This is a genomic window from Cribrihabitans pelagius, from assembly GCF_048820915.1.
Lineage (GTDB): Bacteria > Pseudomonadota > Alphaproteobacteria > Rhodobacterales > Rhodobacteraceae > Cribrihabitans_A > Cribrihabitans_A pelagius.
The window spans coordinates 1-20649 of record NZ_JBMERR010000004.1 but is presented as its reverse complement, the minus strand read 5'-3'; the positions used below and the strand labels follow the sequence as shown (position 1 = coordinate 20649).

Sequence of the window (20649 nt, the reverse complement as noted above, 5' to 3'; positions counted from 1 at the left end):
CCATGACGCAAGCCGCGCCGAAAATCCGCATCGACAAGTGGCTGTGGCAGGCGCGGTTCTTCAAGACCCGCAGCCTGGCCGCCAAGCAGGTCGGCGCGGGGCACGTGCGGGTCAATGGCGCCAAGACCTTGAAACCGGCGCAGAACGTCGCCCCCGGCGACGTTCTGACCTTTGCTCAGGGAAAGGTGATCCGCGTCGTGCGGGTGGAGGCGGTCGGCACCCGCCGCGGGCCGGCGCCGGAGGCCCAGGCGCTGTACTTCGACATGACGGAACCGCAGGAGAAACTTCCTGCCAACCCGAAATTCGAGGGAAAAGGTCGTCCGGATAAAAAAGCCCGCAGGGCGCTTGATCTTACCCGCAAGCAGGATACCCTTTGACGGCTTGAAGCCCCGCCCGGAGTGGATTAGCAAAGGCCGTAAACGCAATACGGGACCCGATACGATGACCTATGTGGTGACGGAAAACTGCATCGCCTGCAAATACACCGACTGTGTCGAGGTTTGCCCGGTTGACTGCTTCTACGAGGGCGAGAACACCCTGGTGATCCACCCCGATGAGTGCATCGACTGCGGCGTCTGCGAACCGGAATGCCCCGCCGATGCAATCCGCCCGGACACCGAACCGGACATGGACAAGTGGGTCGAGTTCAACCGCAAATACGCCGAGGTCTGGCCGGTGATCGTCTCCAAGAAGGATCCGCTGCCGGAGGCTGAGGAGCGTGACGGCGAAGCGGGCAAAATGGAGAAATACTTCTCCGAAGCCCCGGGCGAAGGCGGCTGAGCCGCGTCCCGCGGCCCCTATTCGGGCTGCGGCGGCAAAAAGCCGCTGCAGCGCAGCGCAAAATTCCGGGCCCGCCCGGACAGCCGCCTTCCGGGGGGCGGTTTTTTGTGTTATACTGCCTTTCAGAAACGACATAAGCGATCGGACCCGCCCCGAATTGCGCTCGACTTCGTGCGCGTTAAGGGCGGTATTTCTGCGGAAGGATGCCTGCGCGGCGGCACAATCGGCCAGCCCGGCGCGCGGCGCTTGTCCGTTTAAAGGCCGGAAGCCCCCGGCCGTGAGTGAGGAAAAACCTGTATGACCAAGTCGAAGAAGCCTGAATTCCGCCCCAATGAGTACGTGGTCTACCCGGCGCATGGCGTCGGCCAGATCATCTCGATCGAGGAGCAGGAAGTGGCCGGCTTTGCGCTGGAACTCTTTGTGATCACCTTTGAAAAGGACAAGATGACCCTGCGGGTGCCCACCAACAAGGCGACCGAAGTGGGGATGCGCTCGCTCAGCACGCCCGACGTGATCGACCAGGCGATGAAAACCCTGAAGGGCAAGGCCAAGGTCAAGCGCGCGATGTGGTCGCGCCGGGCGCAGGAATATGAGCAGAAGATCAATTCCGGCGACCTGATCTCGATTGCCGAAGTGGTGCGTGACTTGCACCGCACCGACGATCAGCGCGAGCAGAGCTACTCCGAGCGCCAGCTCTACGAGGCCGCGCTGGAACGGCTGACCCGCGAAGTCGCGGCCGTCTCCGGCAACGACGAGATTGCCGCGGCCAAGCAGGTGGACGAGGTGCTGACTTCCCGCGCCGCCTGATCCGGCCCGTCACATGAATGAAAGGCCGTGCCTGCGAGGGTGCGGCCTTTTTGTTGGCTGTTATGGTGAAGAGCAGGCCTGAAACACGGCGAAGCCGCCGGGCCGGCGCCTGCCCGCCGACACGGGCTGGCGCTTTGGCTGGCCTCGTTCGCGCCGGGGGATGGGGAAGTGTTTTGGCGGGATCCCTTGCCCTGCACCAGGTTTGGCGCGCCCCCCCCCCCGCGGGCAGGGGCTGGCCCCGGCTCAGCTGAAGATGGCGAGGAGGGTGAGCAGCCCGGCGATCTCCGCCACCTGTTGCGCGGCGCCGAGAATATCTCCGGTCTGGCCGCCGATCTTGGCCTTGGCCAGCGCGCCAAGCCCTGTCACTGCGGCGGCCATCGCGAGGGCTGCGACAAAGGCGGCGGCGCCGGTCAGCGGCAGCGACAGGGCCACCGCCAGCGCCGCGCCCAGCCCGCAGGTGAGGGCCGGGGGGCGGCCCACGTTGCGCGACAGCCCGCCTGCGCGCGCATTCGGCAGCGCCGCCATCAGCGCAGGCATCACCGCCCGGCTCATCATCGCCAGCGCCAGCAGCACCCAAGGGCCCGTGAGGGGCAGCAGCGCGGCCAGGGCGCTCCAGCGCAGGCCAAAGCTCAGGATCAGCGCTATCACGCCGTAAGCGCCGATGCGGCTGTCTTTCATGATCTCCAGCCGCCGCGTCGGGTCGAACCCGCCCCAGAGCCCGTCGGCGGTATCGGCAAGCCCGTCCTCGTGCATGGCGCCGCTCACCAGCACCTGCACCGCGAGCGCGAGCCCCGCCGCTACCGTCCCGGGCAGGCCAAGCGTGAGCGCCAGCGCCGCCAGAAGTGCTGCGGGCAGCGCCACCGCGAGCCCCGCCAGCGGGAAGGCCCAGGCGGCGCGCGCCTGGCGCTGGAAGGCATGCGGCGGCAGATGCGGCAGCGGCAGCCGGGTCAATAGCACCAGGGCCAGCAGCACGTCTCGGCGGAAGATGTCGTTTTTTCGCATTTGCGGGCCTCTTGCGGGGCTTGCAGCAGGGCTGCCAGCGGGTAAACAGTTTGCAATTCCGCTTTATCCGCGTCCGCACCGCATATGCAACGAGGCTTTCCCATGCTGCCACAGCTTTCCACCCTTGATGATTTCCGCGCAGCCCTGGCGCAGGCTCCTCAGCCCGACATTGCGGCCCGGGAGCAGGCGGCTGCGCGCAATGGCCAGCTGACCAAACCCCCCGGCGCGCTGGGACGGCTGGAGGATCTGGCTATCTGGTATGGCGGCTGGCGCGGCACGGCGCGGCCGGTGATCGCGGCACCGCAGGTGATTGTCTTTGCCGGCAATCACGGCGTCACCGCGCAGGGCGTTTCGGCCTTCCCGCCGGAGGTGACGGCGCAGATGGTGATGAACTTCCGGCATGGCGGCGCGGCGGTGAACCAGCTGGCGAAGCTCGCGGGCGCGCGTATCGATGTGCATGCGCTGGAGCTGGAGCGCCCGGTGCAGGATTTCACCCAGGCGCCGGCGATGAGCGGTGAGGAGCTTCTGGCCGCTTTGCAGACAGGATGGGAGGCGGTCGACCCCGCCGCCGATCTGCTGGTCGTGGGCGAGATGGGCATCGGCAACACCACGCCGGCGGCGGCGCTGGCTTGTGCGCTGTTTGGCGGCGGAGCAAGTGACTGGACCGGCCGCGGCACCGGTATTGACGATGCAGGGCTTGCGGCCAAGACCCGCGTGGTCGCCGAGGGCGTGGCTCTGCACCGCGACGCGGTCCGTGACGGGCTGGACGCGCTGGCCTGCCTTGGCGGGCGCGAGATCGCGGCCATGGCAGGCGCCATTGCCGCCGCCCGGTGCCTGCGCATTCCGGTGATCCTCGACGGCTTCATCTGCTGCGCCGCCGCCGCCTGCCTGGCGCAGACCGCTGACGGTGCGCTGGATCACGCTGTGGCCGGGCATCAGAGCGCGGAATTCGCGCATCAGGCGTTGCTGGAGCGGCTGGGCAAGGCGCCGCTGCTGTCGCTCGGCCTGCGGCTGGGCGAGGCCTCGGGCGCGGCGCTGGCAATCCAGGTCCTGAAAGGGGCGGTGGCCTGCCACAGCGGCATGGCGACCTTTGCCGAGGCGGGTGTCTCGGACGGCTGAGCCGCCCCTGCGCAAGGAGGGCGGGCGGCGCGGTTATTCCGCCGCGTCGGTGCTCTTTTCGCGCTGGTCGCGCTTGCGCTCCGCCATCTCGAAAATCGCGCTTTCGATCGCTTTCTCCAGCTCCTGCGCCCGGGAAATATAGGCGGGGTTCTGGCTTGCCGGGGTGCCGGGGAGCCAGTGCTCGGCCAGATCGCGCAGGTTCTGGCGGTCATGGGCGTAGAAGGTGCGCGCCGCCTGGGCAGCCTCGTATTCACTCAGCCCCATGTTCTCCAGCACGTAGCGGCCGGCCCGTACCGAGCTGTCGAACAGCTCGCGCACAATGTCGTCGGCGCCCGCCTGGTAAAGCTCGTAGACATGGTTGCGGTCCTTGGCGCGGGCGATGATGTGCAGGTCCGGGTAGGAGCGGCGCACAGAGGCGACCATTTGCACCACCCGCTCCGGATCGTCGAGCGCGACCACAAATACCCGCGCCTTGGCGATGCCCGCGGCTTTCAGCAGCTCGGGCCGGGTCGGGTCGCCCAGGAAGCTCTTGACCCCGAAACGGCGCATCAGCTGCACCGCCTCCATGTCATGATCAAGCACCACTGTCTTGAAACCGCTGGCCTGCACCAGCCGGTTCACGATCTGGCCGAAACGGCCGATGCCCGCGATGATGACGGGGCCCTCCTCGTCAATCTTGTCGGGCTCGTGCTCCTGGCGGGCCTCAGCCATGCGTTTCGACAGCTGGTCGTAGAGGATGAACAGCAGGGGCGTGATCAGCATCGACAGGGCGATCACCAAGAGGAGCTTTTCGGAGAGGGCGGCGGGCACCACGTTCAGCTGGCGAGAGAAGGTGAGCAGCACGAAACCGAACTCGCCCGCCTGCGCCAGGCTCAGCGTGAACAGCCACAGGTCGCGCCGCTTCAGGCCGAAGATCTTGCCGGTGATGAACAGGACCAGCCCCTTGGCCAGGATCACCAGCAGTGCGAGGCCAATGAGGTCGGCCGGATCGGCGAGGAACAGGCGGTAGTCGATGCCCGCGCCCACGGTGATGAAGAACAGCCCCAAAAGCAGCCCCTTGAAGGGGTTGAGGTCGCTTTCCAGCTCGTGCCGGAATTCGGAGTTGGCGAGCACCACCCCGGCGAGGAAGGCGCCGAGCGCGGGCGACAGGCCCACCAGCGTCATCAGGAAGGAAATGCCGACCACGATAACGAGTGCCAGCGCGGTGTACATCTCACGCAGCTTGGCGGCGTGGATAAAGCGGAACACCGGCCGGGTCAGGTAGATCCCTGCAAGGATGATCGCGGCAATGGCGCCGATGGTGACCAGGGTGACGGCCCAGCCCGGCAGCCCGTCGACCAGCGACAGCGATGCGTGGCCGCCCCCGTGACCGTTGCTCTCGGTAAAGGCGATCGAGCCGTCCGGGGCCAGCTGTGCCAATGCATGCGAGCCCAGAAGCGGCAGCAGCGCCAGGATCGGGATCACCGCGATGTCCTGGGTCAGCAGCACCGAGAACGAGGAGCGGCCGCCGCCGGTCTGCATCAGCCCCTTTTCCGACAGCGTTTGCAGCACGATGGCGGTGGAGGAGAGCGAAAGCGCAAGGCCGATGGCCAGGCTCACATTCCAGGTCTGCCCGGCAACGAGCGCCGCCCCCATCAGCACCAGAGTGGAGGCGATGACCTGCATGCCGCCCAGTCCCAGAAGCTTGTGCCGCATCGCCCAGAGCGTGCGCGGCTCGAGTTCCAGCCCGATCAGGAACAGCATCATGACGACGCCGAATTCGGCGAAGTGGCGCAGGTCCTCGGTTTCGGCGCCGGTCAGGCCCAGGATCGGGCCGATCACGATGCCCGCCGCCAAATAGCCCAGCACCGACCCAAGTCCAAGCCGTGCCGCCAGCGGCACCGCGATTACCGCGGCGGCAAGGTAGATTGTGGCCTGGTACAGAAACACTTCCATAAAACAGGTATCGCGCGCGGGCTGGGGCGAATGCAATGGCTTTCCCGCCGCGCTTCGCGCCCGGCAGGCGGTATTGTGCCCGGCCTGGGCCGGGCGCGCTGGCTTACTGCTCCATCAAGCGGATTTCGGTGCTGAGCTTGCCGATCCGGTCCAGCCGCCGCGAGATCCGCTCCTGGAAGCCGCCGAGCTGGTCGATGATGTCGGCCAGGGTGCCGCCCGATTCCGGCAGCCGCGCGCTTTCGATCTTCAAGAGCACCCGGGTCGAGCTAAGGCCGAGGAAGTGGCGGTGCATGATCTGGCAGGCGCTCGTGATGCGTTCCGCCTCCCGCTCCACCTCCGCGATCCCGGCGGCCGCGCGCTCCAGCTGGCTGCCGACGATATCGGCAAGGATCTTGCGCTCGGAATCCATGTCGACGCCGCCGAGGTCGCGGCGCTCCTTCTTCAGCTGCTCATGGCACTCGGAGAGGATGCGGGCCATGCCCTCGACAAACAGGCTGGCGCTGACGGAGGATTTGATCTTGGCGAAATTGCTGTCTTCGCCCATCACATGGGCGGCGAACCAGTCCGACATTTCCCGCGACATCGAGCCATAATTCTGCGACAGCACGGTGACCGGCCCGCCTGACGGCTCGATCCGCGACGCAAGCACCCGCAGATTGTGGGGGATCGTGTGCATGGCGTCGAAATCGGTGATCAGGCCTTCGGTCTCCGCCACCAGCTTGTCGGCGTTCTCCAGCATCAGGTTCAGGTCGGAGATCTTTGCGTCCGGCGGGTTGCCGAGCCCTTTGTCGCGGGAGACCAGCTCCTGGCTGAGCGCTTCGACCGCAAACTGGTGGTAGCTCTCGTAGCCGTGGCTGCGCAGCCAATCCAGCATCACCTCCGCGCTGTCGGCTGGTTTCAGGCCTTCATCCTTTTCACGCTTGAGCAGCTGCGCGTAGAAATCGCGCACCTTGGGAAACAGCGCGCTGGTCGGCTTGACCCGGGCCGAAAGATAACCGTCGCCCCAGGGCACCACAACGGCAAAGACCCAGTAATACAGCCCGTCCTTGGCGCGATTCTTCACGTAGGCGCCGATGGTTTCGCCTTTCTGGATGAGGTCCCAGAACAGCGAAAACACGCCTTTGGGCATGTCGGGGTGGCGGATCACCTTGTGCGGCGAACCAAGGAGTTCTTCCCATTCGAAAGCCCCGACACGGCGGAACACGTAGTTACCGGCCTCGATCACCCCGCGCGAGTCTGTTCTGGAGAAGAACACCTCGTTCAGAGCAAAAGGAGCCTCCCCGCTGGATGGACGTTGTTCGATTCGGCGGTCAACGAAAGACACGGCACGTTCCACTTGTGTGAGTTTCTTTGCCATCACTCATAAGGGCGGAATCTTTGCGGAGGGTTAAGTCGGCAGCGGCCCGTCCTGTTTTAACTGCGCCATGACGATCTGGCTCTGCACCCGCGCAACGCCGGGATGCGGCAGCAGGACTTCATGGATCAGCGTATTGAGCGCCTGCAGCCCGGGGCAGTAGACGCGCAGCAGGTAATCGGCCTCGCCTGTCATCGTCCAGGCCGAGGTGATTTCAGCACGGCTGGCGACCAGCCGGGCAAAGCCCGCCGATTGTGCCGGGCCGTGGCTGGCGAGATGCACCTGGATGAACCCCTGCACCGACAACCCCAGCCGGGCCGGATCGAGCCGCGCGGCATAGCCGGTGATATACCCCTCCGCCTCGAGCCGCTGACGGCGCCGCCCGGCCTGGCTGGACGACAGGTTGAGCAGCTCGCCCAGTTCCTGCGCAGTCAGATGCGCGTCTTTCTGCAGAGCGGCGAGGAGCTTCAGATCGGCCGGATCAAGCATGCGGAAACTCTCCGTTTTTTAGCCATTTCACGCGGGAAACACGCGAAAACCACGCAGGATAATAGCAAGAACGCGCAAACTCTGCATCTGAAATTTGGTATTCTCGATGCAGCAAAAGCCACCCCGGCAGGCTGTTCCAGCCGACCCCGGCCATAAGGAGAACCAGCATGGGCCCGTTCCCGCACAACGCCCCGAAATCCGAGATCACCGAAGAGAACCCGGCCGGCACCGACGGGTTCGAGTTTGTCGAATTCGCCAGCCCCGAGCCGCAGGAGCTGCGCGGCCTGTTCACCAAGATGGGCTATGAGCTGGTCGGCCGCCATAAGGACAAACCCGGTATCGAGCTGTGGCAGCAGGGCGACATCACCTACATCCTGAACGCCGAACCCGGCAGCTTTGCCGAGCAGTTCGTGGCCGAGCACGGCCCCTGCGCCCCGGCTATGGGCTGGCGCGTGGCGGATGCGCAGAAAGCCTTCGACCATGCCGTCTCCAAGGGCGCCGAGCCTTACGAGGGCCCCGGCAAGACCATGGACGTGCCCGCGATCAAGGGTATCGGCGGCTCGCTGATCTACTTCATCGACCAGTATTACGAGACCTCGCCCTATAACGCGGAGTTCGAATGGCTGAAGCAGTCCAAGCCGCGCGGCGTCGGCTTCTACTACCTCGATCACCTGACCCACAATGTCTACAAGGGCAACATGGACAAGTGGTTCAAGTTCTACGAAAAGCTGTTCAACTTCAAGGAGATCCGCTTCTTCGATATCCAGGGCAAGTACACCGGCCTGTTCAGCCGCGCCCTGACTTCGCCCTGCGGCCGCATCCGCATCCCGATCAACGAGGACCGCGGCGAGACCGGGCAGATCGTCGCCTATCTCAAGAAGTACAAGGGCGAGGGCATCCAGCACATCGCCGTGGGCAGCGAGAACATCTATGATTCGACCGACGAGATCTCGGCCCGCGGCATCACCTTTATGCCGCCGCCGCCGGAAGCCTATTACGACATGAGCCATGAGCGCGTGCAAGGCCACGAGGAACCGCTCGAGCGGATGAAGAAACACGGCATCCTGATCGATGGCGAAGGCGTGGTCGATGGCGGCGAGACCAGGATCCTGCTGCAAATCTTCTCGAAGACCGTGATCGGGCCGATCTTCTTCGAGTTCATTCAGCGCAAGGGCGATGACGGCTTTGGCGAAGGCAACTTCAAGGCGCTGTTTGAATCGATCGAGCGCGAGCAGATCGAAAACGGCGAGATCGAAGCCGCCGGGTAAGGCGGCGGGTTAGGCGCCGGGACCGGGGGCCACGTCCCCCCCGGCCTTCGGTCCCCCAGCGCCGAGATCCCCGGCACCGTCCAAACCGGTGCCATGTCCCTCGGGATCGGCCGGGCCTGCGATGCGGGTCCGGTTTTTTGCTGCGGTCTGGCGGGTTGCGCCTGCGCGCGGGAAGCGCCGCGGGGCGGGGTCAGCTGTTCGGCATCTCCAGGGTCCGGTTGCGGCCGCTCTTCTGGTATTGCAGCTGGCTTTCGCCGATCGCGATCACCCGGCCGCCGTCGATGCGGTCGCCCACTTTCACCTTCTTGTAGCGGCCCGAGGGCAGGCGGACGAGGGCGCGGCGGTCGGAGGGCGTGCCGTAAACGCCGATCAGGTTCAGCTTGCGCAGGTTGATGGCGTTTCCGGTGGTGGCGCGGCGGGCAACCGAGGCGCTGGAGGGGATGCGCGGCGCCGGTGCCGCGGCGGCGGCGGGCACGGCGGCCGCTTGCACCGTGCTGGCGGCGTTGGCCGCATTGCGGCGGGCGCGGTCGACCAGGTTGGCGAAGTTTGCAGGCCGGGCGCGCGGAACCGGCGAGCTGCGCACCGCCTGGGCGGTGGCGGGCAGCCGGTCCTCGTTGGCGGGTTTCAGGCTGGCAGGGCGCGGGCGCGGGCGCAGCGTGGCCAATTCGGCGCGGCTGAACCCGCCGAGCTGCGCGCGTTCGGCCGTCTCGGCCAGGTCGGCCGGCCGCGCGCGCGGGCGTTTTTGCGACAGCACAAGGTCGCGCGCGGCGGTCTCGGCAGCGGCTTCGGAGGCCGGGTCGGGGCGGTCTGGCGTCCGCGGCGGCACGACCTTGGGGCGGCCTAGGTAGACTCTGATTCCGTCAGGGTTCAGAGCGCCCTCGGGCGTGGCTTTGACCAGACCGCGCGCGTCAAGTTCGAAGGTGGAGCCGGGTGCGGCCGGGGAAGCGCGCGAGTCCGGTGCGGTGTCGGCGGCAAAGCTCTCCGCCGGCGGCAGCGCCACGGCGTCCTGCGACAGCTCGCCATTGTCGATGGAGGCGACAAAGATGCCGTCAGAGCCTGCCTCGGGGCCCGCGGGGGCGGCGGGGGCGGCGATTTCCGGCGGCGATTGCCAGATGCCGGTGGCAGCATATTGCGCGGCGCGGGTGAAGGCGAGCTGCTCCGGGTCCCTGGCTTCAGCTGCTGTTTCAGCCTCTTCCGGGGCGCTGGTCTCAACGCTGTCGGCCTCAAAGGCCAGCTCGCCGTTCTGCGGCGCGTCCGGATCGGCACCGTCCGCACTCTCGCCCGTTTCGCGCAGGCCCGGGTCGGGCAGGTCGGCCAGAACGCCCACCTGCGGGGCAATCGGCGGTTCTTCCCCGCCCTCGGCGCCGCTGGCGCCTGACAGGCGGCTGCTGCCGGCATCCGCTGCCATTGCAGGGCCGGCGTCCGGCGTGGTGCTGCGGCTGGCGGACTCCTCGGGGCCGCTGCCGGAGACCAGGGCCATCACTGAGACCCCCGTGACCGCCAGCAGCACCAGCGCGGACAGCGTCAAACTGCGCGAGCGGGGCAGGCCACGCAGGGCTGCCGGAAGGAACCGGGCGAGCGGCTGCGCGGGCGCGCGGGCTTCCGAGGCGGTGTTTTCCATTGCGGGTTTTGCGCTGGGGGCTTGCAAAAGTTTCGCCGCGGAAACTGCGGAAGGCGGCGGCACCGGCGTCGCAGCCGCGGGAGCGGCCGGCTGTGCCGGGGCAGGACGGGGCGTGGTCCGCGCAGCCTTGACAGGCGCGGACAGGCCGGGGGCCGGCGGGATGGCGGCAGGCGCGGGAGCCGACGGCGCCTGAGCGGTGCCCGGTGCCGAAAGCTCCGGCGCGGGCGGGATGGCGGGCGCGGCCGCCGCCTTGCGCGGGGCGGCGGGCTGGGCCGGGGCCTGCGTCTCCTTGGGTTTGCTGCGGCGGCTTGTGAAGCCGGGGTCCGCATTGGGTTCGGGGACAGCGGCAGGGGCCGGGCTGGCCTGATCCGCTGCGGCCTGGCTGTCAGACTGCGCTGCGGGCGTGAGGACAGCGTCCGGCGCAGGTGCCGGGTCTTCCGGCCCGGCGGCATTCGCCGGCGCGGCCGCGTCCGTGACTTCAGCGCCGGGTGCGGGCGGGGCAGGCGGCAGGGGCTGTGCCTCCGCTTCCTGTGCCGCGGCCGGTTCAGTGGGTTCAGCGGGTTCAGCGGCGTCAGAGGAGCGCGCGGCAGGCGCCTCGAGTGCCTGTGCCTCCTCCTGCACGTCCGCGGCCGGGCGTTGGCCGGCGGCCTCGACTGCCTTGCACTGGCCGAAGACCGGCGGCTGCTTGAAAGCGGTGCCTTCCGCTTCGGCAGTGAAGCTGACCGGGGTGAAGCCATGGGCGCGGGCAAAGCCCTCGGCCTCGGCCAGCGTCTCCTTCGCGGCGGCGGCGATATGGGTTAGCGCGCCTTCCGCGCTAATGTCGAAGACCAGCTCCGCCACCGCATAGGGCGTTGCGCCTTCCAGCGCCTTCTCCGCCTGCGCGCGCCGTTCGACGGTATCAACCTCGCCGGTTTCGATAGTGAGATGGCGGATCATCTCCGCGGGCAGCACCAATGCACACTGCAGGGCGTCAGGCCCGTCGGCCTGCGCCTTTTCCCGCAGCGCCGCCAGCGCGCCAGGCAGATCCGGCACCGCAAAACGCGTGCTGCCGACGTCCTGCCAGCCGCTCTCATTGGTGCGGGCGCGCAGGGTGATGCTTTCGGGATACAGAAAGAGAGCGAAGCCCGGTGTCATAAGTGCGGTCAAACCATCCAAATCCTTGCCGCCCGTGCCGGTCTGACATTGCCTGTACCGCGCGCCCCGGGCCTTGCGGGCAGACCTTAAAGCAGCTCCCTGCCGAGTTAAAGGAAAAGACGGGCCAGCCATCTTGCAAGCGGGGGTTTGCCGCTCCCATCTAGGGGAGGCATTGAGAAGGAGCATTTCGCATGAAACCACAAGGACTTCTGGCCGCCGCCCTTGCCTTGGCCCTGGCCGCGCCCGGTCTTTCGGCAGAAGAGCTGCCGCTGCGGCAAGTGACAGTGACGGGTGAGAGCCGGGCGCAGGTGGCGCCGGAGCTGGCCACCATCACGCTGGGCGTGACCGAGGAAGCGGCAGAGGCGGCGGAGGCGATGGCGGCAGTCTCGGACGCGATGAGTGCAGTGATTGCCGATTTGAAACTGGCGGGCATTCAGCCGGAGGACATGCAGACCCAGAGCATCGCCATGCATCCGGTCTGGAGCCAATCCCGCGCCCAGGGCGAGGGCCACCGGCGGGAGATCACCGGGTTCGAGGCCTCCAACACGCTGCTGGTGCGGGTACGCGATCTGGAGCGGCTTGGCACGGTGCTGGATGAGGTGCTGAGCGCCGGGGCGAACCAGTTCCAGGGTTTGACTTTTGCCGTCGGCGACCCTACGGCCGTGAAGGACAAGATCCGCGGCGATGCGGTGCGTGACGCGATGCGCAAGGCGCGGCAGCTGGCCGAGGCGGCGGAGATGCAGCTGGGGCCGGTGCGCTCGATCAGCGAAAACGGCGGCGGCGGCGGGCGGCCGATGATGGCGCGGGAGATGGCGATGGCGGATGCGATGCCGGTGGAGGCGGGCGAGCTGAGCTTCACCCACAGTGTCACCGTGGTCTTCGACCTGCTGGAGCCCGCAGCCGAATAGAGCCTGCGGCAACACAAAAGGCCGGGCACGCGCGCGCCCGGCCATATGTGACTTTACCGGGTGCGGCTCAGCCGCAGGCCTTGGCCAGGGCTTGGTCGAGATCGCGGATCAGGTCGTCCGCATCCTCGATGCCGATCGAGATACGCACCACACCCGGCCCGGCACCCGCAGCTTCCTGCTGCTCCGGCGTGAGCTGGCGGTGGGTGGTGGAGGCCGAGTGGATGATCAGCGAGCGGGTGTCGCCGAGGTTCGCCACATGGCTGAAGATCTCCAGCGAATCCACCAGCTTGATGCAGGCCTCGTAGCCGCCCTTCACCGCAAAGGTGAACAGCCCGCCGGTGCCCTTGGGGTAGTGCTCCTTGGCGCGCTCGTAATAGGGCGAGGAGGGCAGCCCGGCGTAGGTGACATAATCGACACGGGCGTCTTGCTCCAGCCAGCCCGCCACCTTTTCGGCGTTTTCGCAATGCTTGCGCATCCGCAGCGACAGCGTCTCGATCCCCATCAGCGTGTAATGCGCGCCCTGCGGGTTCATCGTCATGCCGAGATCGCGCAGGCCGATGGCGATGCTGTGGAAGGTGAAGGCCAGCGGCCCGAAGGTCTCGTGGAACTTGAGCCCATGATAGGCCGGCTCGGGGGCTGCGAGCGAGGGGAACTTATCGCTGGCCGACCAGTCGAACTTGCCCGAGTCCACCACGCAGCCGCCGGTCACGGTGCCGTTGCCGGTGAGGTATTTGGTGGTGGAATGGACGACCAGCGTGGCGCCCTGGGCAATCGGGGTGCACAAGTAGGGCGTTGCCGAGGTGTTGTCGACGATCAGCGGAATGCCCGCCGCGTCGGAAATTCCGGCCAGCGCGGGGATGTCGGTCACATACCCGCCGGGGTTGGCGATGGATTCGCAGAACACGGCGCGGGTGTTCTCGTCGATTGCGGCCTTCACCGCCTCCAGATCGTCGGTGTCGACAAATTTAGCCGACCAGCCGAAACGTTTGATGGTCTGGCTGAACTGGGTGATGGTGCCGCCGTAAAGCCGCGTCGAGGCGATGACGTTGCAGCCCGGCCCCATCAGCGGGAACAGCGCCATGATCTGCGCCGCATGGCCCGAGGAGCAGCAGACCGCGCCGACGCCGCCTTCCAGCGTGGCGATGCGTTCCTGCAGCACTGCGACGGTGGGGTTGGTCAGGCGCGAGTAGATGAAGCCCACTTCCTGAAGGTTGAACAGCGCGGCGGCGTGGTCGGCGTCGCGGAACACATAAGATGTGGTCTGGTAGATCGGCGTCTGGCGCGCGCCGGTGGCCGGGTCCGGCTTGGCGCCGGCGTGGATCTGCAAGGTGTCAAAGCCATAGGCCGGAGCATCTGACATGAGCGGGTCTCCCTATTTTAAACACTTGCAAAAGCTGTAGGACAGCCGGGGCGCACTGGCAACGCTAACCGGTGCAGATGCGGCAGTCTGGCCGTTTGTCCGGGGCAGGCTTAGCCGCTGCCGGGGATGGCGGCGGCTGGCCGGGCGCGGGCGTCGAGGTAGCCAAAGACAGCGCAGGCCGCGCGCTCGTGAATTGCTTCCGGCGTGCTGTGCTGTTCAAAGGCGGCGGCGTTTGCCAGCGCGCGGCAGAGCGTGACCGCATCGCGCGCCGCCGCGCTGTCCAGCGCCGGGTGGCAGGCCCGCACCACGGTTTCCGCCTCGGCGGCCAGTCCAGCCGCCAGCCCGGCCATCTCGTCGTCGAGATCCAGCCCCCGCTCGAGGTGCTCCAGCTCCAGCGCCAGCCGCGGACGGGTGAACTGATGCGCAACTGCGACGCCGATCAGCGCCTGCAATGTCTCCCGCGGTGCGGCAGCAACATCTTCCGCCCTGGTGACCGCCTGCACCGCCGCAAGCAGCGCCTGCCGTTCGCGCTGCAGAAGCGCCGCCACGATGGCCTGCTTGTTCGGGTAATACTGGTAGAGCGAGCCGTTGCTGACGCCAGACCGGGCGGCAATTGCATTGGTGGTCAGTGCTGCCGCGCCGCCAGTTTCCAGAATGCGAGCCGCACCTTCCAGTATCGCCGCTTCGGTGGCCTTGGCGCGGGCCTGGCGGGCTTGTTTCCTTGGCGGATGCGGCATCGCGGGGCTCCTTCCGGGAAGGCGAGCAGGGAATGTGAGCAAAGTCTCATAATGCCGGCGGGACACCCAGACGAAAAGGACCCTGCCATGAAACTCACCGTTTTCCTGCTGCTGATGGTCAGCCCGGAGTGGTTGCAGCTGGACCGCGCCCGACGCGGCAGCGTAGCCTCCGAAGCGCTGGCCACGGCGTTTCCGGACCTGCCGCGCGCTTGCGCTTCTACAATGCCGAGGCTTTCACCGCCCGCGTGTCCGACGTGGCGGTGATCGAGGCGGAGACGCCGCAGGACTATTACTTCGCGATCGAGCGCCTGCGCGATACAGCCTTGATTGCCAGGGGGTATTTTAGTGTGGTGGAGATCATCGCGGCATATGAGAACGGTTTCCGCCAGTTCGGGACAGCGCAGCATGGGTAGTGATATCAAATCACCAGTGCTGCTGACCGGCGCCACCCGCGGGATCGGCAGAGCGCTGTGCAATCTGCTGGTCGCCGAAGGGGTAACGGTTCTTGCCGTGGCCCGCGATGCGGCGGCCTTGGAGGAGCTGGCGCAAGGCGGCCGAGGACAGATTGTCGCCTTGCCTTGCGATCTGTCCTTGGCCGCGCAGCGCCGCGCGCTGACCGGTCGTGTGGCGGCAGAATATGCGTCCCTGGGCGGGCTGATCAACAACGCAGGAATACAGGCGAAGATGGCGTTCTTTCGCCCGTCGGCAGGAGGCCGGGCCGAGGCGATAGCCGCGGAGATCGAGGTGAATTTGACCGCGCCGCTGCATCTGAGCACTGAGCTGCTGCCGCCTCTGGCGGCGCTGTCGCCGCGGCTGCCGCAGCGCCTCTTGCGGGGCGGCTGAAGCGGGCGGGACCCGGCGGCCAGTTCAGCGCATCCAGAGCCCGGCCGCCTTGATCCGGTTGCGGATCGCCTGCTCGCGCTGGGGGAGGGCGTTCCGGTCGAACAGCGCCCGCACCTTGTGGCCGCGGCCCTGGTAGACCATGCGCTTGACCGGCTCGTATTGCTTCAGCACCTTCTTGATCCGGTTGGGCGCCGCAGCCTCCTCCAGGAGCTGCACCACGCGGTCCTCTTCGCGCGCATAAAGCAGCGGAAACAGCCGGTAGTGACAACTCACCGCGCCATCGAGATAGCCCGCGGGCAGGGCGCCGCGGCTGCCGCCAAGCGCGTGGATCACCAGCGGCAGTGCCACCTGGTCGAGCCAGGGATCGAGCGTCTGGCAGGTGAGCTCGGGCGGCGGCGCATCGCGGATCGATTGCGCATAGTCCAGAAAGCGCTGTCCGAAGGCGCGCGGGCAGGCGCCGTAGTAGAAGCCGGCGTTGAAATAGAGGTAGCGCTGCCAGAATTCCGCGGGCTGGTTGCGGTCGAGGCTGGACTCGAAATCCAGCCCGAAGCGGTCGTAAAGCGCCCGCCAGATGCCGTCATAGCCCGGTCCGTAGAGTGTCGGCCTGGGCCAGGTGCCCTCGCAGCGGCGCGAAGCGGAGGGGCGGGTGAAGTCGAAAGGCACCGAGGCGAGCTCGCCGGTGATCAGAGTGTCAGTGTCGAAGAAAACGAAGGGCGCGCCTTCCGGCAGCGCCAGCAGTGCTTCGATCTTGTTGCCATAGGGGTAGGCGGCACCGAAGACGCGGGACTGAAACGGCAGGATCTCCGCGCCAAGATGCTCCAGCGCGGCCAGCACCTCCCTGTTGCGGATCGACGGATCCTTCTCCCACAGCGGCCCCGGCTGCGGCACCGCAACAAAGAGCCGGCCGCGAAACCCCGGCGAAGCGTGGCGCAGCGAGGCCGCAAACAGCAGCGCCTCGTATTGCAGCCGGCCCGATTGGCCAACGATCATCACGTTGAAGCTGTCATCTGCCATAGCTGCCCCTTTTGCCGGCTGCGCGTCTGACCGTCCCTGCACCGCCCGCGGACGGGCAGCAACTGCCGATGCGGCACCGGCGTCTTGCTCCCAGCTATAAGGCGGCGCGGCGCGGGGCAAAAGCCCAAGCCGGGCGGCAGGGGCATCACACCCCGGCGGAGGGCTCGATCAGCGTCACCCCGGGCAGGCTGCGGATCGCCTGGAGGTCGGCCTCGTAAAGCGCGGTGAGCTGGTCCACGAGGGCGTCACTCCCGCCGGGAAGGTCCAGCTCCACCTCGACCGCCTCCTCCAGCGCGTATTTCTCCAGGAAGACGGCAAAGACCCGCTGCTTGTGGGGCTCCTGCATTTCGGGGTGCGCATCCAGGAAAGCCCGCAGCCGCTGCATTGCGGCGCCTGGTATGAGCGCCGCCAGCAGATCCAGCCCGCCGCGCAGCCGCGCTTCGGGGGCGAGTCCCGCCATGCGGCGCAGGACCGTGCCCCAGAGCAGCGGCATGTCCTCGAAACACCAGACCGTCAGCTGGATGCCTGGGGCGGCGGCGCGCATCCGCGTGAGCAGCTCCGACCAGCGCAGCGCCGCCAGATCGCAGCCCGCCAGAAGATCCCGGCGCGTCGCCGGGGCGGCCTTGGCCAGGAGCGCAGGCAGGAAACAGGCTGGATTGCGCAGCGCCAGGAACACTTCCAGATGGTCGCCGGGAAACAGCGCCTGCAGCGCCTGCAGCCGGGTCTCCGCCTCCGGGTAGAGCTGGCTGCCTGCCAGCCCGTGGCGCTGCGAGCCGAAGAAATGCGGATTGGACAGCACGGCGCGGCGGGCCTGGCCCCCCTCCAGGATTGCGTCCCACAGCACGTCTGATGCGTCCCGGGCAGGGCGGCCGGTTGCCAGCGCTTCCACGCACTCCCTCAGCAGCGTCCGGTAGCGGCCCGGCCCCGGCACCTGAGTGCCCTGCCGCGCCAGCGCGCCGGTGTTTTTCAGCAGCGATTTCAGCAGCAGGTCTTCTTCGGTGGCATGCGCGCCGCAGTGGAGGATGACCTGCATGAATTGGACCTGATTGTGCGGTTTGGATGCACGAGCCTTACTGAAGCGGCCCCGAAAGGTCAAACCGCCCAGGCACCGCTGGCCGCCAGGGGCAGGTTCAACTGTCGGCCAGGAGCTGATTTTTCATCTTGCACGCAGCCCCCGGAGCCGCTAATTCCCTCGCCAAGGCCCCTATAGCTCAGCTGGTAGAGCAACTGATTTGTAATCAGTAGGTCCGCGGTTCGAGTCCGTGTGGGGGCACCATCTCGCTTTTTTGGTTGTTGAATCCCGCTAACACCTTGAAAGGAAAGGTGGTTTTAGCGGTTCGATAACCCGATTTCCGGGAGTATCTCAAAGGCTCTGAAAACGCCAGTCTAAGCACTGTTCTCTTAAGTAGCAGTGACCCATTTTCGTATATATTCCAGGGCCTTGCCAGAAAATCCAGCGCCGCTTCGATAAATTCCTCTAACCTGCCTTTGGGCGGCACGGCGCGTTCAATCCGCTCGCCTAAAACAAGCTTCTCGCGCTCAAGTTTTTCTAGGCGGGCTTCATAGGTAGAAACCAGCTTCGGATTGGAGGCATCGAGAATCTGGTCCAGCAAGCGTTCGATCTGCCTGTTCATGTCGGTGAGTTTGTCGCGCAGCATTTGCTGGTCGTGCAAGGCCTCTGTCTCACGCATGTTCCATGCGTCGATAAACATCGCCCGCGCGACCTTGAACAGGTTCTGTGTTGGCTGAATGGTCTGCAGGATGTCGGCAAAGCCGTCTTCAATTTTCGCCCGCGGGACGGACTTGCGGTAGCTTTCACACCCCTTGGTATCGCACAGATAGTAGGGGTAGCGGCTAGACCTGCCCTTCGACCAGCAAGCGGTCATAGGCTGGCAGCAATCATCACACATCACAAAGCCCCTGAGCGGGAAATCGGCATTGATATCCTTGCGTGCAGGCGTAACGGGCCGCTGCATGCGGCGCGCCCGAATACGTTCAAAGTCCTCAAAACTAATAAGACCTTCATGCTGCCCCTTGCGAAGCGACACGTTCCAGTTGGGCAGTTCCACGCAACCGGCATAGATCGGGTTTGTCACCAGGTCCGTGACCTTCTGCGCCCTGATTTCGCCGTTGGGAAAGTGCTTGGGGAAATTGGGTTTGGATTCCAGAAACCGCTTGACCTCGGCCTGCGAGCGGAAACGCCCGCTGGCATAGCCTTCCAGCGCTTCCTGGATGATGGAAGCAATGGGCTCGTCACGCATCAGCAGCTTTCCGTGGATACGGTCGCAGGCATATTTGTATCCGGCAGGAGGCGGGAACACCCAGTATCCCTTTTCGACTCTGGCCTTCATTTTCTGGATTACCTGCCGCCGGTTCTGCTCGCGCTCCAGTTCGCCCTGCGCGGCGAATATCGTTTCCACGAACTTACCTTCGGGCGAGTCGTCCAGCCTGAAATTCAGGCACTCGATCCGGGCGCCGCGCGTTTGAAATTCACGGCGCAGCTTGATATGGAACTCTGTATCGCGGGCAAAGCGCTTGAGATCATCGAAGATGACGACATAGCCCTTGCCGGGCTGCGCATCGAGATAACTCAGCAGCGCCACCATGCCGGGGCGGTTCATGAAGTCGCCGCCCCCCGATGCATCATCGGGGAACACAGCTTCGACCTCATAGCCGTTTGCTTCGACCTCATAGCCGTTTGCTTCGGCATATTGGCGGCAGCGATGTTCCTGGCTTTCAAGCCCGCTGCCTTCGATTTTCTGCTTTGCGCTGGACACGCGGCAGTAAATCACAGCCTGCCGCGTGTCTGTGCTTTTGTTAACGCATTTGTTCATTTTGCCTCCAGACTGCCATCAGGACCGGCATCTGTTGGTGGTTTGTCACTTTCAGGTTCCCTTGATCCTACCTGATCGAAGGCGTCTTTGGGACGCCCGGCCCCGTCTGCAGGGTCTTGTCCACAGACTTCTTGCATTGGATGGACACCGAAGCCGAGTTCGACAAAGCTAACGATGACGGACCACAAAGATTGAAGGAACTCTTCTTTCTGCTCATCGGTGAGGCCCGGTGCGTCCAGCAGGGCCTGATATTTCTCAATATCGACGCTCACGACAGGCCGCGCAGGACCATCGAAGCTGCCGCGCAGGCCGCCCCGGCCCACGCCATTCATCTCGTCTCTCATCTCTCCTACCTTTCAGGAGATGTACAACATATAGTTATACATCTTCATTATAGCACAACTGTTGGATGTTTCGCAAACTTTATGACACGGAACGGCGCGACGCCGTCATTGGCGCTATCCCTGTGTGAGCAAGGGTTTGCGCTTGCCTCACGCTCCCGTTCCTTCGGTTCACACGCGCGCTTCAGCTAAGTAAGGGCATCTGTCAGTCTCCCCCTGTTCCGTTCCAGTCCAGCGGCAGCAATTTGATCGGGCTGCATTGCGATCCATGCGACGGGACTGCGATCCTTCGTCCCTGAATGCCGTAATAGGCGCACCAGCCGACGGCGCTGCAGGAACCGGGACCGCGCATGGGGTGGCGGCACTGGTAATCCCAGCCGATATGCGGCGTTCCGGCGATAAGGACGAAGCCTGCCATTCCGGCCAGCACCAGCCGCCGTGGGCGCAGCAATACGGCGCGGACTGCTTTGCGCAGTTTCCGCCTAAACCGCCTGCCGTGCGGGCCGTGCGGCTCCTGCGGCGGCGTGCCGAGCACTCTTACCTCATACTCTTTCATTGCTTTTGCCTTTCAGTTTGTATTCCAGCCGCAGTTTCGGCGCGGCGAGCGGTGTCTTTCCCTCGACCGGGTTGGGGGTGGCCCAGCCCGCCCAGGGCTTGACTTCCCAGAACGGGATGCGCTGCGCCTTGAGCGGTGGCAGGCGGCTGACCGCGAAGAACTGTTTGACCTCAGCCTGCGAGAGCACCGTTCTTGCCGTATGCGGGCCGTAAAGCCGCACCAGCTCGGAAAGCTCCTGCACGAAGGCCCAGACCCGCACCCCCAGGCCCGGCAATGCCGTCAGGCTTTCAGTAAGCCCTGCGAGCTTGCCCATATTGGCAAACGTTAGTGTCCGAGCACGTGGTGTAATTTCCGCGCCTTCAACGGTGTGATCCTGGGTGGCCATCGAGGTGTATGGTCGAGGTGGAGTTTCGACGCTTCAACCACGACCCACACGGAGACCCCGATGACCAAGACCAACATGGACCTTTCCGAGCTTCTCGCAAAGCAAGATGGCGGCGACTTTTTGCGTGCCGTCGCGGAGGCAGTTTTACAGCTGATCATGGAG

At 65.8% G+C, this 20649-nt stretch carries 22 protein-coding genes and 1 tRNA gene; 9 read left to right on the top strand and 14 right to left on the bottom strand.

Translation table 11 applies throughout. The features are described 5' to 3' along the window. The first annotated feature begins 2 nt into the window (after positions 1 to 2). The 3 genes from ACOHX0_RS04730 to ACOHX0_RS04720 all read left to right on the top strand — a co-directional run bounded on the left by ACOHX0_RS04730 (position 3) and on the right by ACOHX0_RS04720 (position 1587). The gene (locus ACOHX0_RS04730; protein ID WP_420675537.1) at positions 3 to 377 is read left to right on the top strand and encodes an RNA-binding S4 domain-containing protein; all 375 of its coding nucleotides are present in this window, start codon (positions 3 to 5) and stop codon (positions 375 to 377) included. Positions 378 to 441: 64 nt separating this feature from the next. Beyond that, positions 442 to 780, top strand: coding sequence for a ferredoxin FdxA (fdxA, locus tag ACOHX0_RS04725; RefSeq protein WP_420675536.1), 339 nt, complete (start codon positions 442 to 444; stop codon positions 778 to 780). Between the two features lie 297 nt (positions 781 to 1077). Then, positions 1078 to 1587 carry a CarD family transcriptional regulator gene (locus ACOHX0_RS04720; protein ID WP_420675535.1) on the top strand — a complete coding sequence of 170 codons (510 nt, stop codon included), beginning with the start codon at positions 1078 to 1080 and terminating at the stop codon, positions 1585 to 1587. Between the two features lie 243 nt (positions 1588 to 1830). Here ACOHX0_RS04720 and ACOHX0_RS04715 read toward each other — a convergent pair whose 3' ends face one another. Then, on the bottom strand, positions 1831 to 2589 hold the full coding sequence (locus tag ACOHX0_RS04715; RefSeq protein ID WP_420675534.1) for an adenosylcobinamide-GDP ribazoletransferase: 759 nt from the start codon (positions 2587 to 2589) through the stop codon (positions 1831 to 1833). A 102-nt stretch (positions 2590 to 2691) separates the two neighbouring features. Here ACOHX0_RS04715 and cobT point away from each other — a divergent pair, with 102 nt between their 5' ends. Beyond that, entirely contained in the window at positions 2692 to 3708 is a 1017-nt protein-coding gene (gene cobT, locus ACOHX0_RS04710; protein ID WP_420675532.1) for a nicotinate-nucleotide--dimethylbenzimidazole phosphoribosyltransferase, read from the top strand. 33 nt (positions 3709 to 3741) lie between these two features. Here cobT and ACOHX0_RS04705 read toward each other — a convergent pair whose 3' ends face one another. The 4 genes from ACOHX0_RS04705 to ACOHX0_RS04690 form a co-directional block, all read right to left on the bottom strand. After that, the gene (locus ACOHX0_RS04705) at positions 3742 to 5643 is read right to left on the bottom strand and encodes a monovalent cation:proton antiporter-2 (CPA2) family protein (RefSeq protein ID WP_420675531.1); all 1902 of its coding nucleotides are present in this window, start codon (positions 5641 to 5643) and stop codon (positions 3742 to 3744) included. A 103-nt stretch (positions 5644 to 5746) separates the two neighbouring features. Next, positions 5747 to 6967, bottom strand: coding sequence for a PAS domain-containing protein (locus tag ACOHX0_RS04700; protein ID WP_420675529.1), 1221 nt, complete (start codon positions 6965 to 6967; stop codon positions 5747 to 5749). 63 nt (positions 6968 to 7030) lie between these two features. Then, positions 7031 to 7486, bottom strand: coding sequence for an Lrp/AsnC family transcriptional regulator (locus ACOHX0_RS04695; protein WP_420675528.1), 456 nt, complete (start codon positions 7484 to 7486; stop codon positions 7031 to 7033). Next, positions 7479 to 7655 (bottom strand): hypothetical protein, encoded by a 177-nt coding sequence (locus tag ACOHX0_RS04690; protein ID WP_420675527.1) that lies wholly within the window; start codon positions 7653 to 7655, stop codon positions 7479 to 7481. Before ACOHX0_RS04690 ends, ACOHX0_RS04695 begins: the two co-directional genes overlap by 8 nt. Here ACOHX0_RS04690 and hppD point away from each other — a divergent pair. After that, positions 7654 to 8754, top strand: coding sequence for a 4-hydroxyphenylpyruvate dioxygenase (hppD, locus tag ACOHX0_RS04685; protein WP_420675526.1), 1101 nt, complete (start codon positions 7654 to 7656; stop codon positions 8752 to 8754). The two genes, ACOHX0_RS04690 and hppD, sit on opposite strands and share 2 nt — an antisense overlap. 190 nt (positions 8755 to 8944) lie before the next feature. Here the strand turns inward: hppD and ACOHX0_RS04680 are convergent, their stop codons facing one another. Further along, a complete protein-coding gene (locus ACOHX0_RS04680) occupies positions 8945 to 11521 on the bottom strand; it encodes a hypothetical protein (RefSeq protein ID WP_420675525.1) in 2577 nt (858 codons plus the stop codon). A 179-nt stretch (positions 11522 to 11700) separates the two neighbouring features. Between ACOHX0_RS04680 and ACOHX0_RS04675 the strand changes: the two genes are divergently transcribed. Beyond that, positions 11701 to 12417 (top strand): SIMPL domain-containing protein, encoded by a 717-nt coding sequence (locus tag ACOHX0_RS04675; RefSeq protein WP_420675524.1) that lies wholly within the window; start codon positions 11701 to 11703, stop codon positions 12415 to 12417. Between the two features lie 67 nt (positions 12418 to 12484). Here the strand turns inward: ACOHX0_RS04675 and ACOHX0_RS04670 are convergent, their stop codons facing one another. Together ACOHX0_RS04670 and ACOHX0_RS04665 are read right to left on the bottom strand one after the other, a co-directional pair. Beyond that, complete coding sequence (locus ACOHX0_RS04670) at positions 12485 to 13777, bottom strand: O-acetylhomoserine aminocarboxypropyltransferase/cysteine synthase family protein (protein ID WP_420675523.1); 1293 nt, start codon at positions 13775 to 13777, stop codon at positions 12485 to 12487. A gap of 110 nt (positions 13778 to 13887) precedes the next feature. Continuing rightward, positions 13888 to 14514: a TetR/AcrR family transcriptional regulator gene (locus ACOHX0_RS04665; protein ID WP_420675522.1), complete on the bottom strand. Its 627-nt coding sequence runs from the start codon at positions 14512 to 14514 to the stop codon at positions 13888 to 13890. 209 nt (positions 14515 to 14723) lie between these two features. On the opposite strand from ACOHX0_RS04665, the gene ACOHX0_RS04660 reads away from it, so the two are divergent. Both ACOHX0_RS04660 and ACOHX0_RS04655 read left to right on the top strand, forming a co-directional pair. Continuing rightward, positions 14724 to 14927 (top strand): darcynin family protein, encoded by a 204-nt coding sequence (locus ACOHX0_RS04660; RefSeq protein ID WP_420675520.1) that lies wholly within the window; start codon positions 14724 to 14726, stop codon positions 14925 to 14927. 16 nt (positions 14928 to 14943) lie between these two features. Next, on the top strand, positions 14944 to 15357 hold the full coding sequence (locus tag ACOHX0_RS04655) for an SDR family NAD(P)-dependent oxidoreductase (protein WP_420675518.1): 414 nt from the start codon (positions 14944 to 14946) through the stop codon (positions 15355 to 15357). 24 nt (positions 15358 to 15381) lie between these two features. On the opposite strand, the gene ACOHX0_RS04650 is transcribed toward ACOHX0_RS04655, so the two are convergent. Then, a complete protein-coding gene (locus ACOHX0_RS04650; protein ID WP_420675517.1) occupies positions 15382 to 16371 on the bottom strand; it encodes a hypothetical protein in 990 nt (329 codons plus the stop codon). A gap of 145 nt (positions 16372 to 16516) precedes the next feature. Continuing rightward, complete coding sequence (locus ACOHX0_RS04645) at positions 16517 to 17404, bottom strand: hypothetical protein (RefSeq protein WP_420675516.1); 888 nt, start codon at positions 17402 to 17404, stop codon at positions 16517 to 16519. Between the two features lie 167 nt (positions 17405 to 17571). Between ACOHX0_RS04645 and ACOHX0_RS04640 the strand changes: the two genes are divergently transcribed. Then, positions 17572 to 17647: transfer RNA gene (locus tag ACOHX0_RS04640), tRNA-Thr, on the top strand. Here the strand turns inward: ACOHX0_RS04640 and ACOHX0_RS04635 are convergent. The 4 genes from ACOHX0_RS04635 to ACOHX0_RS04620 all read right to left on the bottom strand — a co-directional run bounded on the left by ACOHX0_RS04635 (position 17610) and on the right by ACOHX0_RS04620 (position 20487). Further along, a complete protein-coding gene (locus tag ACOHX0_RS04635; protein ID WP_420675725.1) occupies positions 17610 to 19205 on the bottom strand; it encodes a recombinase family protein in 1596 nt (531 codons plus the stop codon). The genes ACOHX0_RS04640 and ACOHX0_RS04635 overlap by 38 nt on opposite strands. Next, on the bottom strand, positions 19202 to 19549 hold the full coding sequence (locus ACOHX0_RS04630) for a hypothetical protein (RefSeq protein WP_420675515.1): 348 nt from the start codon (positions 19547 to 19549) through the stop codon (positions 19202 to 19204). The genes ACOHX0_RS04635 and ACOHX0_RS04630 overlap by 4 nt, the downstream gene beginning before the upstream one ends. A gap of 202 nt (positions 19550 to 19751) precedes the next feature. Further along, complete coding sequence (locus ACOHX0_RS04625) at positions 19752 to 20102, bottom strand: hypothetical protein (RefSeq protein ID WP_420675514.1); 351 nt, start codon at positions 20100 to 20102, stop codon at positions 19752 to 19754. Continuing rightward, positions 20089 to 20487 (bottom strand): TraM recognition domain-containing protein, encoded by a 399-nt coding sequence (locus tag ACOHX0_RS04620; RefSeq protein WP_420675513.1) that lies wholly within the window; start codon positions 20485 to 20487, stop codon positions 20089 to 20091. Before ACOHX0_RS04620 ends, ACOHX0_RS04625 begins: the two co-directional genes overlap by 14 nt. Between the last annotated feature and the right edge of the window lie 162 nt (positions 20488 to 20649).

Excerpts from the sequence above, each read along its gene's own strand:
- ACOHX0_RS04675 (WP_420675524.1), top strand. The coding sequence starts at position 11,701 with ATGAAACCACAAGGACTTCTGGCCGCCGCCCTTGCCTTGGCCCTGGCC.
- ACOHX0_RS04645 (WP_420675516.1), bottom strand. The coding sequence starts at position 17,404 with ATGCAGGTCATCCTCCACTGCGGCGCGCATGCCACCGAAGAAGACCTG.
- ACOHX0_RS04705 (WP_420675531.1), bottom strand. The coding sequence starts at position 5,643 with ATGGAAGTGTTTCTGTACCAGGCCACAATCTACCTTGCCGCCGCGGTA.
- ACOHX0_RS04625 (WP_420675514.1), bottom strand. The coding sequence starts at position 20,102 with ATGAAAGAGTATGAGGTAAGAGTGCTCGGCACGCCGCCGCAGGAGCCG.
- ACOHX0_RS04650 (WP_420675517.1), bottom strand. The coding sequence starts at position 16,371 with ATGGCAGATGACAGCTTCAACGTGATGATCGTTGGCCAATCGGGCCGG.
- hppD (WP_420675526.1), top strand. The coding sequence starts at position 7,654 with ATGGGCCCGTTCCCGCACAACGCCCCGAAATCCGAGATCACCGAAGAG.
- ACOHX0_RS04670 (WP_420675523.1), bottom strand. The coding sequence starts at position 13,777 with ATGTCAGATGCTCCGGCCTATGGCTTTGACACCTTGCAGATCCACGCC.
- ACOHX0_RS04630 (WP_420675515.1), bottom strand. The coding sequence starts at position 19,549 with ATGAGAGACGAGATGAATGGCGTGGGCCGGGGCGGCCTGCGCGGCAGC.
- ACOHX0_RS04635 (WP_420675725.1), bottom strand. The coding sequence starts at position 19,205 with ATGAACAAATGCGTTAACAAAAGCACAGACACGCGGCAGGCTGTGATT.
- ACOHX0_RS04620 (WP_420675513.1), bottom strand. The coding sequence starts at position 20,487 with ATGGCCACCCAGGATCACACCGTTGAAGGCGCGGAAATTACACCACGT.
- ACOHX0_RS04695 (WP_420675528.1), bottom strand. The coding sequence starts at position 7,486 with ATGCTTGATCCGGCCGATCTGAAGCTCCTCGCCGCTCTGCAGAAAGAC.
- ACOHX0_RS04720 (WP_420675535.1), top strand. The coding sequence starts at position 1,078 with ATGACCAAGTCGAAGAAGCCTGAATTCCGCCCCAATGAGTACGTGGTC.
- ACOHX0_RS04665 (WP_420675522.1), bottom strand. The coding sequence starts at position 14,514 with ATGCCGCATCCGCCAAGGAAACAAGCCCGCCAGGCCCGCGCCAAGGCC.
- cobT (WP_420675532.1), top strand. The coding sequence starts at position 2,692 with ATGCTGCCACAGCTTTCCACCCTTGATGATTTCCGCGCAGCCCTGGCG.
- fdxA (WP_420675536.1), top strand. The coding sequence starts at position 442 with ATGACCTATGTGGTGACGGAAAACTGCATCGCCTGCAAATACACCGAC.
- ACOHX0_RS04690 (WP_420675527.1), bottom strand. The coding sequence starts at position 7,655 with ATGCTGGTTCTCCTTATGGCCGGGGTCGGCTGGAACAGCCTGCCGGGG.
- ACOHX0_RS04730 (WP_420675537.1), top strand. The coding sequence starts at position 3 with ATGACGCAAGCCGCGCCGAAAATCCGCATCGACAAGTGGCTGTGGCAG.
- ACOHX0_RS04715 (WP_420675534.1), bottom strand. The coding sequence starts at position 2,589 with ATGCGAAAAAACGACATCTTCCGCCGAGACGTGCTGCTGGCCCTGGTG.